The sequence below is a fragment of the Leptolyngbya boryana PCC 6306 genome, from assembly GCF_000353285.1.
GTDB classification, from domain to species: domain Bacteria; phylum Cyanobacteriota; class Cyanobacteriia; order Leptolyngbyales; family Leptolyngbyaceae; genus Leptolyngbya; species Leptolyngbya boryana.
The window spans coordinates 5,263,530-5,278,787 of record NZ_KB731324.1; the positions used below are offsets into that span (position 1 = coordinate 5,263,530).

Here is a 15,258-nt window from a genome sequence, read left to right on the forward strand (position 1 = left end):
CTCTACCCTAATACCTGAATTGGTCCTTCTACACTGCCACTAAAGAACTGCCGAATCAATGGCTCATCGGTTGTGTCGATTTCATGGACTTTGCCTTCCCATTGCACCTGCCCGCGATGGAGAAATAAAACTCGATCGGCGGTGCGCCGAATTGTACTCTCTTGGTGCGTCACCATCACATAACTTTGACATCCCCGCTTCGGACATTGTAGCGATCGTACTAAATCTTCAATCACTGTTGATGCGATCGGATCGAGTCCAGCGGTCGGCTCATCATACAGCAGTACGTCTGGTGTATCGTTAGGATTATCAGGATTTGCCATGATTGCCCGCGCAAAACTGACTCGTTTTCTCATCCCACCCGAAAGCTCAGCGGGAAATCGTTGACTGATGCCGGATAATCCAACCATTTCTAGGCGTTCTTCAACGAGTTGGCGAATTCTTTGGCGAGGCAGCCGGGAATGTTGATACAGCAAAAATCCAACATTTTCCTCAACATTCAGCGAGTCAAATAGCGCTGCTTGTTGAAACACCATACTGATGTGTAGTGGATCAGCCGCATCTTCGATCAGTCCTTTCCGCCGTTTACCGCCGATATAGACCTCTCCCGAATCAGGGGCAAGCAGTCCTGCCATAATTCGTAGAACTGTAGATTTTCCAGTGCCGGAGGGTCCGATGATTGCAAGGGCTTCTCCACGATAAACGGTTAAATCGACCTGATCGAGAACGGCATTGTCCCCGAATCGTTTGCTGACACCTTTTAATTCAATCAATGGATCAGCCATGCCTGTCCTAAAGTGCGATCGATTATCGCCATTGTGCAATACCAATACCAAAATAGCGATTCTTGTGTCCGATCCGTTAGGACAGATGCAGAAATTGGCTTAACAAGATTTGAACATTAGTTTCCAGGCGATTTTTTCGACGATCGTGTTCACGCCTTCGTGATGCAGTTCGATCGGTTGTTTTTTCAAGCGTCGCAGTTCGGTCATGGCTTTGCGGGTGACCGCGTGGCTGGTGTCATCGGTGAGTAAGAGCACTGCATCGGCGGTTTGAATCTGCTGCACGGCTTGATCGACAATCAGTAAGCCATCCTCAACCGTTGACCAGACAAAATAAACTTTCGGTAACTTTTCTTTTACATAAGTGCGTGTTGTCGTGTGTCCCCCAAAGACAACGACTTTGCCGCGTAAGTGCGTATAAGATTCTTTTTGTTCTTTTTCTTCGATGTCCGTTTCAGGTTTCGGCTTTTTTTCGAGGATTGCTTTGGGTTCGGATTGCGCTTGTGCCCAGAGTTTGCGGGCATGTGCATCCATGATTTTTAGCTTCTGGATGGCAGTGCCTTGCAGGGTAATTGGTTTGTCGCTTAACTCTTGAACGCGATTAAACAGAAACTCTACGACTTCATCTAAGCGATCGACTCCTTTCAAATCCTCTCGATAGTGATAAACGTCCATAGCTAAGTAAGAGGCATCATAATAGCTGGTCTGTTCTCTAATGCGATCGAGAAGTTGTTCGGCAGTTTCGTGTCGTTCTTGGGTGAGTTTTTCGGCTTGGTGTCGGCTCATTTGCGCTTCGTATTCGCGCTGTGCTTGTTCTTCCCGCCGTTCTTCGATCACTTGCTTGATGAAGTCGATATCGGTTGTGTTTTCGCCGTTTTCTTCGAGGGATTGTCGGGCTTCGATCAAGCGGCGAGAGAGTTCAGGGAGATCGTTTTGGATCTGGCTGCGGTAATGTCGAATGGCTATGACTAATTGTTCATAAGTGTTGCGTGCTTGAGTATCGCCTTCTAAAATGCCTTTTTCATCGAAGCCGCGTTTAAGATCTTCTAAGCGATTACAGTATTGCTCTAATCTTTGCTGTATTTCTCGCCGCGTATCCATAAGGACAAGTGTTTCTTGAGAGGCGGCTTCAAGATCATCGATCGAGAGGAAAGATTGCATCAGAGATTCCTTTTAGTAACTTGACTGGAGTGTTTTTTAAATATAGAGCCGTCCCGAACTCGTCTGAAATTCAGGATGGCTCAGGTGTGGGGTGATTCCACTCTATTTAGTCTGCCCATTGTACTGTCTGTTTGATTGTTTGCGGCGGACTAAATAATCCGCTTACGTAATAAATTTATTTTTATTCAGTTTAGATGCACAATGGAGATCTGAAATGTAAAGTACGAACGAATCGGTGTATTCAAATGCTATCGCGATCGAGAACCTGAGTTAAGGCAGTTTTTTAGCCAGAACCAGAATGCGGAGTGGGGGCTGTCGGAAGTCGGCTTTTTCAGTCTAAAACTTGCGCTTCAGCAGACTGTTTTCGATGGCGATCGCGCAGTTCAATATAGAGTGAATCAGTTTTAGCAAGCTGCCATTTTTCGTAGAAAATTTGAGCGGATTCGGCTTTCACTGGATCTTCGACGCGAGGCAGAACGACTTGAGCGTCTTTGTCATACTTTCTTCCTGATTTGTGATTTGCATAGCGTCGAGCGCGCGTATACCCCATCTGTAGAAATTTACGCGCCATGTCCATGCCCACAAAATCTTGTTGAGCTTTGTAGTTGAGAAAGAGTTGATAAATTGCGTCTGCAGATTGACGAGCAATCTCTGGCGTTTTGAATCTCCAGTGCGGCAATATCTCGCTTTTGTAGGGTTCAACGAGCAATACGCCTTGCTCACCTCGACCCATACGATACAGTTCGGGATGCTGGCGAAAGTCGATCGCTTTAAAGTCCAGTGAGTAATCAAACTCTTGCATGAATTGAATCTTAAGCTAACGATTTAGGTTTACACGATGTCTAAAGTTAGCGAATCGACCAACTGAGAGAGATTTATAGCAATCCGGTTTGAGTGTAAAGGCTCAAAAGAGTGGGGATTGGGGAGTTACTAAGGGAACAACTTCTTACTTCACAACTGAATCTAGGGCGGCTATAGAACAAGCTGGAAAACACCGATTTCAGGTAGGCTATGAATAAGTTTTAGACGTGTTCCTCTAAGTGTATGGCTACTTATTTGGTGACAGGCGCAAATCGAGGCATTGGATATGAATATTGCCGTCAATTACAGGCGCAAGGTCATGAGGTGATTGCAGTTTGTCGAACTGCTTCTGAAGAATTGCGGCAGCTAGGGATTCGAGTTGAAGAAGGGATTGAACTCACCTCAGAATCTGCGATCGCAGAGTTACGATCGCGCTTAGGTGAAATGACGATCGATGTTCTGATCAACAATGCGGCAATTGCCAAACGAATTGACCTCAGTCATCTAGATGTTGCGAGTATCCGAGAGCAGTTTGAAGTGAATGCGATCGCGCCGCTAAGATTGACTCATGCACTGCTGCCTTTGCTCAAGTCAGGCTCTAAAATTGCGCTGATGACAAGCCGAATGGGGTCGATCTCAGACAATACGTCTGGCGGTTCTTATGGTTATCGGATGTCAAAAGTTGCCTTGTCCATGGCAGGAAAATCACTGGCTCACGATCTCAAGCCTCAAGGCATTGCTGTCGCAATTTTGCATCCTGGTTTAGTGCAAACCCGAATGACAAACTTTACCGTAAACGGGATTACTCCAGAAACCTCTGTTAAAGGACTATTGCAGCGAATCGAACAGCTTTCATTAGACAATACAGGGACGTTTTGGCATTCTAACGGGGAAGTGCTGCCGTGGTAAGTAGAGGGTGATTCAACATCAATTCGGCAAGTTCTCTCGCTTCTGGGGAAGTTCTGCCGTGGCATGTAGATGGGTGTAATTCAACATCAATTCGGCAAGTTCTCTCGCTTCGTTGCTCACCCGCCCCGGAATGAATTCGGGACTAACCGTGCGAAGTCCGCTCTGGGACTAACAACCAGTTAAAACATTTTCTTCATTGAGTTTCAGTCCACTGATTTCAATCTTGTCTGCTTTGAAGATAGAAGTTAGTAGTTCACTCCATTCAATCGGATAGGGCGATAGAGTGAAGATCTAAAATCATGGTTGCTACTCTCCACTCTGCCACTATGAGCAGTTGACAACTAAACAATTACAGCCAGAATCTCCAATGAGAGCGAATTACGAACTGTAAACGAAGTCAAACTTTGTTTGGGAACTGTAAACCTTTTTCATCCATCCCGACTGTGACGCTCCTGACAGATTCGAGAATAGATCAGTAGGAGACTGGATACTTTCCCTGCACATTTCCCAGATTTTTCGATTGGAGTCAGTTAGGTTATGGTGAGTCAAGCTTTTGGAGATGCCTTGGGCACAGGTTCGCGAGAGCATTATGAATCTCAAACGCAAGCGATCGCGAGACAATTGCTGCGAGCAACTCGCGAATCGAGATCTTGGTTTGCTCAAGTCCGCGATCAGATGCAGTGGGATGATAAGTTGCTCGGCTGGGCAATGAGTAACCCAGGATTGCGAGTGCAGTTGTTTCGGTTAATTGATTGTTTGCCTGCGCTCCGCAGTAAGCCAGAAATCGCGCGGCATTTGCAGGAATATATGAGCGATCAGACGGTCGAATTACCTGCAGCGTTAAAAGGTCTGCTGAATTTTGCCAATGCTGATTCGATGCCGGGACAGCTTGCCGCAACGACGCTTTCTACTGCGGTTGAGACATTGGCGCATAAATATATTTCAGGCGAAAACCTGAAACAAGTGCTGAAAACGATCGAGCGACTACGCAAAGAAAAAATGGCGTTTACGGTCGATCTGTTAGGTGAAGCAGTGATTACGGAGGCGGAGGCACAGTCTTATCTCGATCGCTACTTAGAGTTGCTTGAGCAATTGACCGAAGCCTCAAAATCTTGGTCGAAAGTTGAGCAAATTGACTTCGCGGATGGGCAACCATTGCCGAAGGTGCAAGTGTCTGTGAAGTTGACCGCATTCTACTCGCAGTTTGACCCGTTGGATGAGGCAGGAAGTCAGGTGCGGGTTGCCGATCGTGCTAGAACTTTGCTGCGTCGGGCGAAGGAGCTAGGAGCAGCCGTTCACTTTGATATGGAGCAGTATGCTTACAAAGATTTGACGCTAGAGACTTTGAAGGCGTTGCTTTTAGAAGAAGAGTTTCGATCGCGCTCTGATGTGGGCATGACGATTCAAGGCTACTTGCGCGACAGTCAAGCCGACTTACAAGGGTTGATTGATTGGGCGAAGGAGCGAGGCACACCGATCACAGTGCGCTTAGTCAAAGGGGCTTACTGGGATCAAGAAACCATCAAAGCGGTTCAGAAAGATTGGCAACAGCCCGTTTTTAACGATAAAGCTGAGACTGATGCGAACTATGAACGCTTGACAGAATTGCTGCTCGAAAATCATGAGGTTTTGAATGCGGCAATTGGTAGCCATAATGTGCGATCGCAAGCTCATGCGTTAGCGATCGCGACTGCTTTAGAAATTCCGAAATCTCGGATCGAATTCCAAACCCTTTACGGCATGGGCGATAAACTTGCGAAAGCGATTGTAGAACAAGGCTATCGAGTTCGAGTTTACTGTCCTTACGGTGAACTGATTCCGGGAATGTCGTATTTGATTCGGCGATTGCTCGAAAATACTGCAAATAGTTCATTTTTGCGGCAGAACTTAGAAGAAAGACCGATCGAGGATTTGATTGCGGCTCCTCAAGTCGGTGAACCTTCTCAACTCAAAGCGCTCGACAAGTTTGAGAATGCAGCCGATACGGACTATGCCGATCGAGCAAAACGCGATCGCATTCAATCTGCTTTGAAATCAGTTCGTCAGCAGTTTGGACAAACTTACCTGCCTTTGATCAATGGCGAGTTTGTAGAAACGGCTGAGAAGCTGAAATCTGAGAATCCATCGCGTTTTAGTGAGACGGTTGGCACAATTGGGCTGATCAGCGTTGACCAAGCAGAAGACGCGATCGCATCTGCGAAAGCTGCTTTTCCAGCCTGGAAACGGACTTCTGCTCAAGAACGTGCTCATATTCTGCGCAAAGCTGCCAATCTTTTCGAGCAACGTCGAGAGGAATTGATTGCTTGGATGACTTACGAAGTCGGTAAGCCTGTGAAGGAAGGAGACGGCGAGGTTTCAGAAGCGATCGATTTCTGTAACTACTATGCTGATGAGATGGAACGCCTCGATCGGGGCGTGGACTACGATTTCCCCGGTGAAACAAACCACTATCGCTATCACGCTCGCGGCATTGTTCTAGTCATTTCTCCTTGGAACTTTCCATTAGCAATTCCGGTTGGTATGACTGTTGCTGCTTTGGTCACGGGTAACTGTGCATTGTTGAAACCTGCCGAGACTTCTTCTGTGATTGCTGCCAAGATTGCAGAGATTTTAGTAGAAGCAGGCATTCCAGCGGGAGTGTTCCAATTTATTCCAGGCAAAGGACATACCGTGGGCGCGCATCTTGTCAAACATCCTGATGTGCATATGATTGTGTTTACTGGATCGCAAGCGGTCGGATGCCAGATTTACAAGGATGCAGCCGTGTTACAGCCTGGACAAAAGCACCTCAAACGAGTGGTCGCTGAAATGGGCGGGAAGAATGCAGTAATCATTGATGAGAGCGCAGATTTAGATCAAGCGGTTCAGGGGGTTGTGCAGTCTGCGTTTGGATATAGTGGGCAGAAATGCTCGGCGTGTTCTAAAGCGATCGTGCTTGAACCTGTGTATGAGACATTCTTGTCAAGATTGGTCGAGGCAACTCGATCTCTGAACATTGGAGAAGCTGAATTACCGGGTACGAAAGTTGGTCCTGTGATTGATAAGGAAGCTCAGAATCGCATTCAAAAATTCATTGAATGGGGTGAAAGGGCAGGAACACTTGTATTAAAGATGCCTGTTCCAGAAGGAGGTTACTTTGTAGGCCCAACAATCATCACAGATGTTTCTGCAGACGCAAAAATAGTTCAAGAAGAAATCTTTGGGCCAGTACTTGCTGTGATGCGAGCAAGTTCGTTCCAAGAAGCTTTGGATTTAGCGAATGGTACGCCTTATGCGTTGACCGGGGGATTGTATTCGCGCACGCCATCGCATATTGAGCAGGCACAAGCTGATTTTGAGGTCGGAAATCTGTATATCAATCGCGGCATTACAGGCGCGATCGTGGCTCGGCAACCGTTTGGAGGCTTTAAGCTCTCAGGGGTTGGCTCGAAAGCAGGTGGAGTCGATTATTTGCTTCAGTTCCTAGAGCCGCGAGTGGTGACGGAAAACGTTCAGCGGCAAGGATTTGCGCCGATCGAAGGAGCGGAATAATGATGTGTGTAGGTTAGGGGCGTGGGCTAGTTGTCAAGCGCATGAATTTGGGGGAGTGGGGAGTAAGAACTTCTCTCCCCCTTCCCCCACTCCCCTATCGGTCTGTTATGGTGAACGACTAGCTCTCAACTCAATTCGCAGACACCAAAACTCCGCTGCATCGCCTTAAACCAGAGCAGTCGATTTCACCATGCCTTCTAAAGTTCGCAAGAGCACCTGTTCGTTATAAGGCTTGGAAAAATAGGCTGCTGCTCCCAAATTCTCCGCGACTTTTCGATGCTTCTCTCCACTCCGGGAAGTCAACATCATCACAGGAATCTGTGCCAACTGCTCGTCCGATCGCAGTTTTGCCAAAAAGCCATATCCGTCTAATCGGGGCATTTCAATGTCGCAAATCACCGCTTGCACAGACAGTCCTGCCTCTAGACGCTCGATCGCATCTTGACCATCTTTGGCTTGTTCAACTCGATAGCCCGATCGTTCTAAAGTCAAGGCTAAGAACCGACGCACATTGATCGAATCATCAACGACCAAAATTGTTGGCGTTGTCGATCGCGCCATACTCGGTTGGGATGCCACTAAACTTGCGCGCAGTTGCTTGCTAAAGGCTTGATCCGGTTGAATATCTGAGCGCTCACAGCTTGTAATCCAGCGCAATAGCTCCGTCACATTCACCAATGGCACAACTCGCCCATCACCCAAAATCGTACAGCCACTAAAACCAGTGGGCAGAGCTAAGTTTCCTTCTACTTTTCGCATCGTTGCTTCTTGTTCACCCCAACAGCGATCGATTTGAATCCCGAACCATTGCGGTGCTTGATCAATGATCACAACACTCGTCATCGCGATCGTGGGTGGCGTTTCAAATCCATGCGGGATTTGCGGACAGTTAAATCGCATCCATTTCTGCAATCGCACCAATTGCACCACTTTGTCTTGCCAGTTGAGAACCTCACTTCCCGCGGTTTCAATAATTTGATTAGGCTGGAGTAAAAAGAGTTCTGAAACAACATCGGTTGGCAAAGCAAGCAACATGCCATGACATTCAATCAGTAATACTTTGATCGTCGAAAGAGCAAACGGGATCGATAACGTAAACGTTGTTCCTTGTCCGGCTTGAGTGTTAACGCTAATTTCACCGCGAATTTGCTTGAGATTGTTTCGCACCACATCCATCCCAACTCCACGACCCGAAAGGGCAGTGACTTGAGTACTCGTACTAAATCCTGGCTCAAAAATCAGCGATAACAGTTCTTCATCGCGAGCCGCATCGAGTAAGACGGGATCGAGTCCCATTTGTTCAGCGCGATCGCGAATTTTGTCGATCGGAATTCCTTCGCCATCGTCTCTGACGGTAATGATGGTGCGGTTGCCTTGATTAGCCGCTTGAATCTCGATCGTGCCTTGCGGTGGTTTTCCTCGGAGTGCGCGCAATGTTGGCTCTTCAATCCCATGATCAAAGGCATTCCGAATCAGATGCATTAACGGATCATTCAATGCTTCGAGAAGATTGCGATCGATGAGGGTGCTACCCCCAACTACCGAAAGCTGCACCTCTTTCCCATATTGCAATGACCATTCTCGGATCGCGCGAGGGAAGCGATTGATCACATCGGAAATCGGGCGCATCCGCAACTGAGTTAAGCCACTTTGCAGTTGCTTCGCAGTTTTGGTTAAGTTCCGCGCCGATTGATCCGCATCATCCAAACTCAGATCAATGTCTTCGCTCACCTCTTGCAGTTGCACGATCGTTTCCATCACTTGCTGAGACAACAAATGCAAATCGCCATAGCGATCGAGTTCTAGCGCGTCAAAGCCCGATCGGCGATTGTCCTGGAGCGATCGACTGCCATCTAAGGTGACGCGATCGTAAGCAGTTCTTAACTTAGCATTGACTTGATCAAGGACTTGTACCCGGTCGTGTAAAGTCCGAGCTAGACCTCGTAAGCGTTTTAGATAGAGATCTAACCCGTTGCGATCGATAGTTAATTCACCAAACGAATCATTTAACTGATTGAGTTGACGAACGGGAACGCGCACAGTCGTATCTTGAGCTTCAGTTGCCGTACTGATATCAGGTTCGGGATCTAGAATTTTGAAATCTGTGCCTTTTGGTTCGCCGACTGGAATGCGAGTTGGCATCGGAATCGGCTGAAAATCATCGACGGCTAACGCTTCTGCTGCTAATGCTTCGGTAAACCAATCGGTTTCGCCGACATTGGGTTCGAGGACAGAAGGCACATCTGCAAAATCAGCCAAGTCTGGAGGCAGAGTCGATTCTGCGATCGCAGTGGGAATTTGATCGTACTGTCCAGCAATGGCTAGCTTTTGCGCGGTGCGCCACGCTGTTAAAGCTGATTCAGCAATGGCGCTAGTATTCTGTGAATCCTGTTCGATCGCGTAAGCAATCGATTGGCACAGTTGCACAAATTGCGAAAGTTGCAGCATTTCGCCTAACCCACCCAACTCTTGCGCCAGAATTGCTACCTCTTCTCGCAAGCAAGGCTGATCTGGAGTGTTGAGCACCGTTTCTAATCGCTCTAAACATCCTTCTACTTCTGTCTCAAACAACAGTGGAACGATGTCTTGCCCTTCTTCGGGTGAGAGAATCGAGGCTGCATTTTCTTCCTGGGGATCGCCGAGTTCAGCATGTAATGCGTCAAAGACGGGATACGCTTCAACCGAGAGCCAATTCGCATCGACAAAAGAATCCTGATGACGCTGCATCGATTCGCGATCGAACTCTACAACTTGTCGCAGACAGCCCACTGAGGCAAGCAGTAAATTCTCCAATCGCGGACTAACCACAATCGACTTGTCAATTTTCAGGACTTTCCAAGAATCTTCGAGCCGATGGGCAAGCTCACTGAGAACTTGAAATCCCATCATGCCTGCTCCGCCTTTAATCGAATGCGCTGCCCGCAAGGCGGCATTCGCTTTTGCCACATCGATCGGATGATTTGCTAAATCTAAAATCGTCGCATCAAGAACATCTAAGTACTCTTGCGCTTCATCGAGAAACTGACGGCGAATTTCCAGTTCTTTATCTTGTGCCATTAGCCCACCTTAAATGTGCCCACTGATTCTTGTAGCTCCTGCGCGACTTCTACGGTTTGTCTCAACGATCGAGAGACTTCCATTGAAGATGCCGATGTGCGTCCTGCTGCGGCTACGATCTCTTGCATCAAGTGCGAGACTGCATCTGAGGTTTGCACCTGCGTCACCGTCGCCTCTGAAATGGACTGCACCAAATCATCGATGCGGCGCGATACCTCTAGAATCTGCTCCAAACTCTGCTTCGCGTTATCGACTAATCGAGTTCCTTCCACGACCTGAGTTGTGCCTTGCTCCATCGCTTCGACCACTTCAGTCGTTTCGCGCTGAATCGTTGCGACAATTTGCTCAATTTCGCGCGTTGCTGTCGCCGATCGCGTTGCCAAATCTCCCACTTCTTCTGCAACGACAGCGAAACCTTGCGATCCTTCATCTGCCCGTGCTGCTTCGATTCCAGCATTAATCGCGAGTAAGTTCGTCTGCATCGCAATCTGGTTAATCAACGAAACGACTTTAGAAATCTGCTGCGTCGATTCACCCAGGCGTTTAACTTTCTTCGCCGTTTCTCCGATCGTATCTCGCAGACCCAGAATGTTCTGTACCGTTAGCTCCATCGCGATCCCGCCTGCTTCTGCGGTCGAAGAGGCTTCACGGGCAACCGATGCGGCTTGTTGGGCACTGTTCGAGACGGTTTGAATCGATCGCAGCATATTCTGAACCGAATCGAGCGTGCGGCTGGTTTCATCGGCTTGGCGAGTTGCTTCATCTGAAAGCTGCCGTACCGCTTGTTCATCCGAACTCAGCGAGGCATTCACTTGACTCGCAGCATCTTTTACCTGGGTAACAATCTGCCGCAAACTTTCCACGATCGAATTAAAGAAGTCGGCGACCGTGCCAATTTCTCCAGCCGTAACATCGGCTCGAACCGTCAAATCTCCTTCAACAGCTCCTTCTACATCTGCTAGCAGATTGATCAACTGCATCTGCAAGGCTTCTTTCTGCTGTTGCCGTTCTTCAGACAGTTGCTCTGCTGATTTTCTCGCGTCTTCTGTCTGTTCTAGCAAGCTTGCTTGATCGAGTGCGTAGCCAATCTGAACGGCTAACTGCCCGAAAAAGTCAATTTCTTCGGGTTTCCACGATCGCGGAGCCGAACACTGATGCGCACATAATAATCCAATCAACTCTTGGTTTTGCACGATCGGAGCAACCATATTCGCTTGGACTTCCAATCGTTCTAAAATCTCACAGTGACAATGACTCAGCTTTGCTTGCTTCAGATCTTCCATCGACCAAACGCGCCCTTCTCGATAGCGATCGACTAAAGACGCTTCCATCGGATCGCTGACGACTTTGCCCAATGCTTTGATCCAATTTGAGCCAACTGATTCTGCGGTGATAGTTCCGCTCAGGTAGTCCGGGGCAAATCGATAAACCACGACTCGGTCGGTTTTAAAAGCGGCTCGGATCTCTTCTACACTGGTGGCAAGAATATCATCTACAGATAGAGAGCGACGAATTTTGACGGTGATCTGGTTCAATAACTGCGATCGTTCAGCATTCTCTGTCTGTTGGCTAACCAAACTTTGTAACTGTCCCGCCATCAAGTTGATGTTGCGACCTAAGATGCTGATTTCATCAACTCCTTTAACCGCGAGACGAGTGTTTAATCTTCCATTCCCCAGTTCTAGAACTGCATTAGTTGCTGCCACAATTGGACGAGTTGCTCGACTTGCTAACCAAGCGGCGAGCAATCCAGTCAGGAAAACCGCTACAGCAGTTCCCAATAAAAAGGTGAGCAGTAACTGTCGCTGTGGCGCAAAAGCGATTTCGGTGGGGATACTCAACACCACATCCCACCCTAGATCAGGGAGTCGATCTCGTCCTGTCCAGGGTATGAAGCTGGCTAAGACAGGTTTAGATTCATTGTTGAGTTTCTGGGTAACAACACTGGAGTTGATCTCTCGACGAGATTGCAGTTGCGAAAAAGAGGAATAAATTGATGAAGCAGCTTGTCCGATCTTGGCATCTTGAGAAGACAAGAAGATTTGATTGCTCGCATCAAGAACACTGAAGGTTGCGCCGACTTTGTTGTAGTTTTGCAGTTCTGATGCCAAACTTTTAATCGGCACAACTGCCCGCAAAATTCCAATGCGCTTTCCACTGCCGCTTTCTTGAACTGGAGCAGTAATGTAAATCGTATAGGCAGTATTCGGACTCAGGCGCATCGGACGACTAATCGAAACCCGACTCGACTGAAGTGCGGCTCGGAAGTAATCTTGGTCGTCTTGCCGTGGGATCGGTTCGCGATCGGTCTGAATTAGCGCATTGCCATCGTTATCGAACAGCGTGATACTTTCGTAGTTTCCATTCTCAATAGCTCGCTCAAACAGGATGCGTTTCTCCTCGGTAGAAGTTCCGTCTTGGAGCCCTGGCGTCGTTAACATCGGCAAGCTTGCTAGAATCTGTAAGTCGGCAGTTCGTTCCGACATATAGCTAGCAATCCGTTGGCTGAGCGTAGTTGCCAGGGTCTCTTCCGTATCCACAATCTGGCGCGTAATTGATTGATTCGCAAACGAATACGCGATCGTGCCAATGACGAGAACGGGGAGAGTTCCGATGGTGATCGCGATCAAGGTCGCTTTGTTTTTCAGGCTCAATCGTCTAAATCGGGCAAGTCCTGGGATGGAGAGCGATCTGCGTTTCACAGGGGTTGGAGGCATATCGATCGAGCTTGGCTTTAGAGTGTTGGACTGAGCAAGCTGATCCCGTTGGGCGGCATTTAATTGGTCAACCATAGATTTAGAAGTTTCAAACGGGTAGTAGCGGTAGATGAGAACATGATGCGATCGCCTGATGAAGAGAGTATGTTAATGACTTTGCAAAAGTGGAGCTTGCAGAATTGCTTCTCCGTCTAAGAGAAAAATCACATCTTGAGACTGTAAGATGCAAGCTTTGGAGTAGGGGATCAAGCCTTTGGTCACGTGACTGGGGACGGGCTGTAAGTCGTCAGGCTTTGCCCAAGCAATTCCATCGACTCGGTTGACTGCTGCTGCTACGGCAGTCGAGCCAGTCCGAAGAATCACGAGATCATATTGTTGGGGACTGTAATCGAGTCTGCCGATATCAAGGAGCATTGCGAGATCGAATACCCACAACGCGCGACTGCGACGGTGCATCAGTCCCAAAATTCCGGGCATCAAGTTAGGGATCGGCGTCAAATAGCGCGGCTGAAGCACGAGTACTTCTTGAACATGCCGCATGGGTAAGCCGACCTGGGTTCCTTGCCCCACTTCAAATTTGAGATAGCTTTCGCCCAAATTTTTCGGAGCGATCGCATTTTTTTGCGTTGTTGCTAATGTCAACACTGAGTCATCCACGCGGTTTATCCTCCGACAGATTGAACAGCCCGGATTAACTCTTCACGAGTAAAAGGTTTCGTGATGTAGACATCTGCACCCTGACGCATTCCCCATAAGCGATCAATATCCTGCCCTTTTGAGGTGCAGATAATAATCGGGACTTTCTGCGTTTCTGGATTTTTTTTCAAACTCCGACATAGCTCGAATCCGCTCATTCCCGGCATCACGACATCGGTGACGATCACATTGGGTTTAAGCTCGATCGCTTTGGTGAGTGCGTCTTTTGCGGTGACTGCTCCGACCACACTGTAGCCACCTTCTCGTAAGTAGTGGCTCAAAAGTTCCATCTCCGAGGGGGTATCTTCAACAACTAGAACAGTTCGCATCAATGTTAAGCTCATAACGGTTCACACCAGGTAAAGTAGCGTTTCGTTCACTCAAGGTATCGAAAAACAGTTTTGACTAATTCGGATTGGGTAAAGGGTTTGGTGAGATAGCCAGATGCACCCGCGATTTTAGCTTTAGCGCGATCGATGAATCCGGTATGACCCGTGACCATGATGATCGGGGTGAGCTTAAAGCTTGGGTGGCGACGTAATAAAGAACAAAGTTCATATCCATCGAGATTGGGCATTCCGACATCCAGCAAGATGATGTCCGGTTTGCTCCGAACGATTTGCATTAATGCTTTGACCGGGTCGTTGATCATAATTACCGAGACGCTGGAATCATTTAAGAAAGTACTAATTGCTTGTAATACCGTTGGGCTGTCATCAATGCAGGCAATTTTGTACTGAACTTGAGCGGTTGCCGCGACTGAGCTAGTCGGTGCTGAGCCAGTGGGTACTGCTGTAACCGGAGTCTGAGTCGGTTGAGAGATTGCGGGTTGAGAGGTTGTAAATGAGAGCGGTCGTGCGCTGGGAGCACTTGAGACTGGGCTAGGGAGTGGGATCGATGCATCTGGGCTAGTCGCTTTTGGAATCGCAGGTGAGTGAGATTTCAATTCGGAATGACAGCGTTCGACGATCGGGCGTAAATCTAGCTGACAGAGATTCGGGTAATGTAGAAAGTTGGGTTTAGCAATGACTTCATAAATTCCTTCTGTCACACTGAGAAAAGGTTTGATGACATCGATGGCAAGCAGTTCAATCAGCGCTGCGGCCTGAGATCGATCGATTAATCTCTGTCCAAGCAGCCATTCGATTGCTTGATAGTCTGCGCTGATTGCCGGATAAGTTCCAGCCACCGTTTCAAATTGCCGGAGCTGTCCGCGATCAAATTGGATCAGCGAGGGTACCCGATCGCTGAGTTGATCGAGAACACGATCCAGCCGCTCAAAGGGCTGGATCGAATTGGTTGCAAAGGCGAGCGTTCCCTCATCTAGGTAGAGTAACCAAGAGACGGAACCACTGACAATTTGTAAGCAACCATCGACGCGACGGCTGATCAATTGTGCCAACAACGAGAGCGGTTGTAGGCGTTGAAACGGTCTGTGACTAACCATAACTAACCATAAACATTAAGCAAAGTTTTCAGGAGATGAAGTATTCCTTGAGACAGAGTCAGAAGAAAAAGATCATCCGTAAAATATCAATCAATCGGCGGAAAACCCAGACGCTATCAGTCTTATAGGAAGATATCAGTACTGAGAACAGTCGCGA

At 48.0% G+C, this 15,258-nt stretch carries 10 protein-coding genes; 2 read left to right on the forward strand and 8 right to left on the reverse strand.

The genetic code is table 11. The features are described 5' to 3' along the window. Positions 1 to 2: 2 nt before the first annotated feature. From LEPBO_RS0126360 to LEPBO_RS0126370, 3 genes are all read right to left on the reverse strand, one after another. Positions 3 to 785, reverse strand: coding sequence for an ABC transporter ATP-binding protein (locus LEPBO_RS0126360; RefSeq protein WP_017290590.1), 783 nt, complete (start codon positions 783 to 785; stop codon positions 3 to 5). A 99-nt stretch (positions 786 to 884) separates the two neighbouring features. Next, on the reverse strand, positions 885 to 1,943 hold the full coding sequence (locus LEPBO_RS0126365; protein WP_017290591.1) for a hypothetical protein: 1,059 nt from the start codon (positions 1,941 to 1,943) through the stop codon (positions 885 to 887). A 331-nt stretch (positions 1,944 to 2,274) separates the two neighbouring features. Continuing rightward, entirely contained in the window at positions 2,275 to 2,745 is a 471-nt protein-coding gene (locus LEPBO_RS0126370; RefSeq protein WP_017290592.1) for a DUF4385 domain-containing protein, read from the reverse strand. A 242-nt stretch (positions 2,746 to 2,987) separates the two neighbouring features. Between LEPBO_RS0126370 and LEPBO_RS0126375 the strand changes: the two genes are divergently transcribed. Beyond that, the gene (locus tag LEPBO_RS0126375; protein ID WP_017290593.1) at positions 2,988 to 3,653 is read left to right on the forward strand and encodes an SDR family oxidoreductase; all 666 of its coding nucleotides are present in this window, start codon (positions 2,988 to 2,990) and stop codon (positions 3,651 to 3,653) included. A gap of 537 nt (positions 3,654 to 4,190) precedes the next feature. Beyond that, positions 4,191 to 7,184, forward strand: coding sequence for an L-glutamate gamma-semialdehyde dehydrogenase (pruA, locus tag LEPBO_RS0126380; RefSeq protein WP_017290594.1), 2,994 nt, complete (start codon positions 4,191 to 4,193; stop codon positions 7,182 to 7,184). A 165-nt stretch (positions 7,185 to 7,349) separates the two neighbouring features. Here pruA and LEPBO_RS0126385 read toward each other — a convergent pair whose 3' ends face one another. From LEPBO_RS0126385 to LEPBO_RS0126405, 5 genes are all read right to left on the reverse strand, one after another. Then, complete coding sequence (locus LEPBO_RS0126385) at positions 7,350 to 10,241, reverse strand: hybrid sensor histidine kinase/response regulator (RefSeq protein WP_017290595.1); 2,892 nt, start codon at positions 10,239 to 10,241, stop codon at positions 7,350 to 7,352. After that, the gene (locus LEPBO_RS0126390; RefSeq protein WP_017290596.1) at positions 10,241 to 13,033 is read right to left on the reverse strand and encodes a methyl-accepting chemotaxis protein; all 2,793 of its coding nucleotides are present in this window, start codon (positions 13,031 to 13,033) and stop codon (positions 10,241 to 10,243) included. The genes LEPBO_RS0126385 and LEPBO_RS0126390 overlap by 1 nt, the downstream gene beginning before the upstream one ends. 72 nt (positions 13,034 to 13,105) lie before the next feature. After that, the gene (locus tag LEPBO_RS0126395) at positions 13,106 to 13,615 is read right to left on the reverse strand and encodes a chemotaxis protein CheW (RefSeq protein WP_017290597.1); all 510 of its coding nucleotides are present in this window, start codon (positions 13,613 to 13,615) and stop codon (positions 13,106 to 13,108) included. Positions 13,616 to 13,620: 5 nt separating this feature from the next. After that, on the reverse strand, positions 13,621 to 13,998 hold the full coding sequence (locus LEPBO_RS0126400) for a response regulator transcription factor (protein ID WP_017290598.1): 378 nt from the start codon (positions 13,996 to 13,998) through the stop codon (positions 13,621 to 13,623). Positions 13,999 to 14,030: 32 nt separating this feature from the next. After that, positions 14,031 to 15,101, reverse strand: a complete 1,071-nt coding sequence (locus LEPBO_RS0126405) for a response regulator (RefSeq protein ID WP_017290599.1) — start codon at positions 15,099 to 15,101, stop codon at positions 14,031 to 14,033. Positions 15,102 to 15,258 lie beyond the last annotated feature (157 nt).

Excerpts from the sequence above, each read along its gene's own strand:
- LEPBO_RS0126365 (WP_017290591.1), bottom strand. The coding sequence starts at position 1,943 with ATGCAATCTTTCCTCTCGATCGATGATCTTGAAGCCGCCTCTCAAGAA.
- pruA (WP_017290594.1), top strand. The coding sequence starts at position 4,191 with ATGGTGAGTCAAGCTTTTGGAGATGCCTTGGGCACAGGTTCGCGAGAG.
- LEPBO_RS0126390 (WP_017290596.1), bottom strand. The coding sequence starts at position 13,033 with ATGGTTGACCAATTAAATGCCGCCCAACGGGATCAGCTTGCTCAGTCC.
- LEPBO_RS0126370 (WP_017290592.1), bottom strand. The coding sequence starts at position 2,745 with ATGCAAGAGTTTGATTACTCACTGGACTTTAAAGCGATCGACTTTCGC.
- LEPBO_RS0126375 (WP_017290593.1), top strand. The coding sequence starts at position 2,988 with ATGGCTACTTATTTGGTGACAGGCGCAAATCGAGGCATTGGATATGAA.
- LEPBO_RS0126385 (WP_017290595.1), bottom strand. The coding sequence starts at position 10,241 with ATGGCACAAGATAAAGAACTGGAAATTCGCCGTCAGTTTCTCGATGAA.
- LEPBO_RS0126400 (WP_017290598.1), bottom strand. The coding sequence starts at position 13,998 with ATGAGCTTAACATTGATGCGAACTGTTCTAGTTGTTGAAGATACCCCC.
- LEPBO_RS0126360 (WP_017290590.1), bottom strand. The coding sequence starts at position 785 with ATGGCTGATCCATTGATTGAATTAAAAGGTGTCAGCAAACGATTCGGG.
- LEPBO_RS0126405 (WP_017290599.1), bottom strand. The coding sequence starts at position 15,101 with ATGGTTAGTCACAGACCGTTTCAACGCCTACAACCGCTCTCGTTGTTG.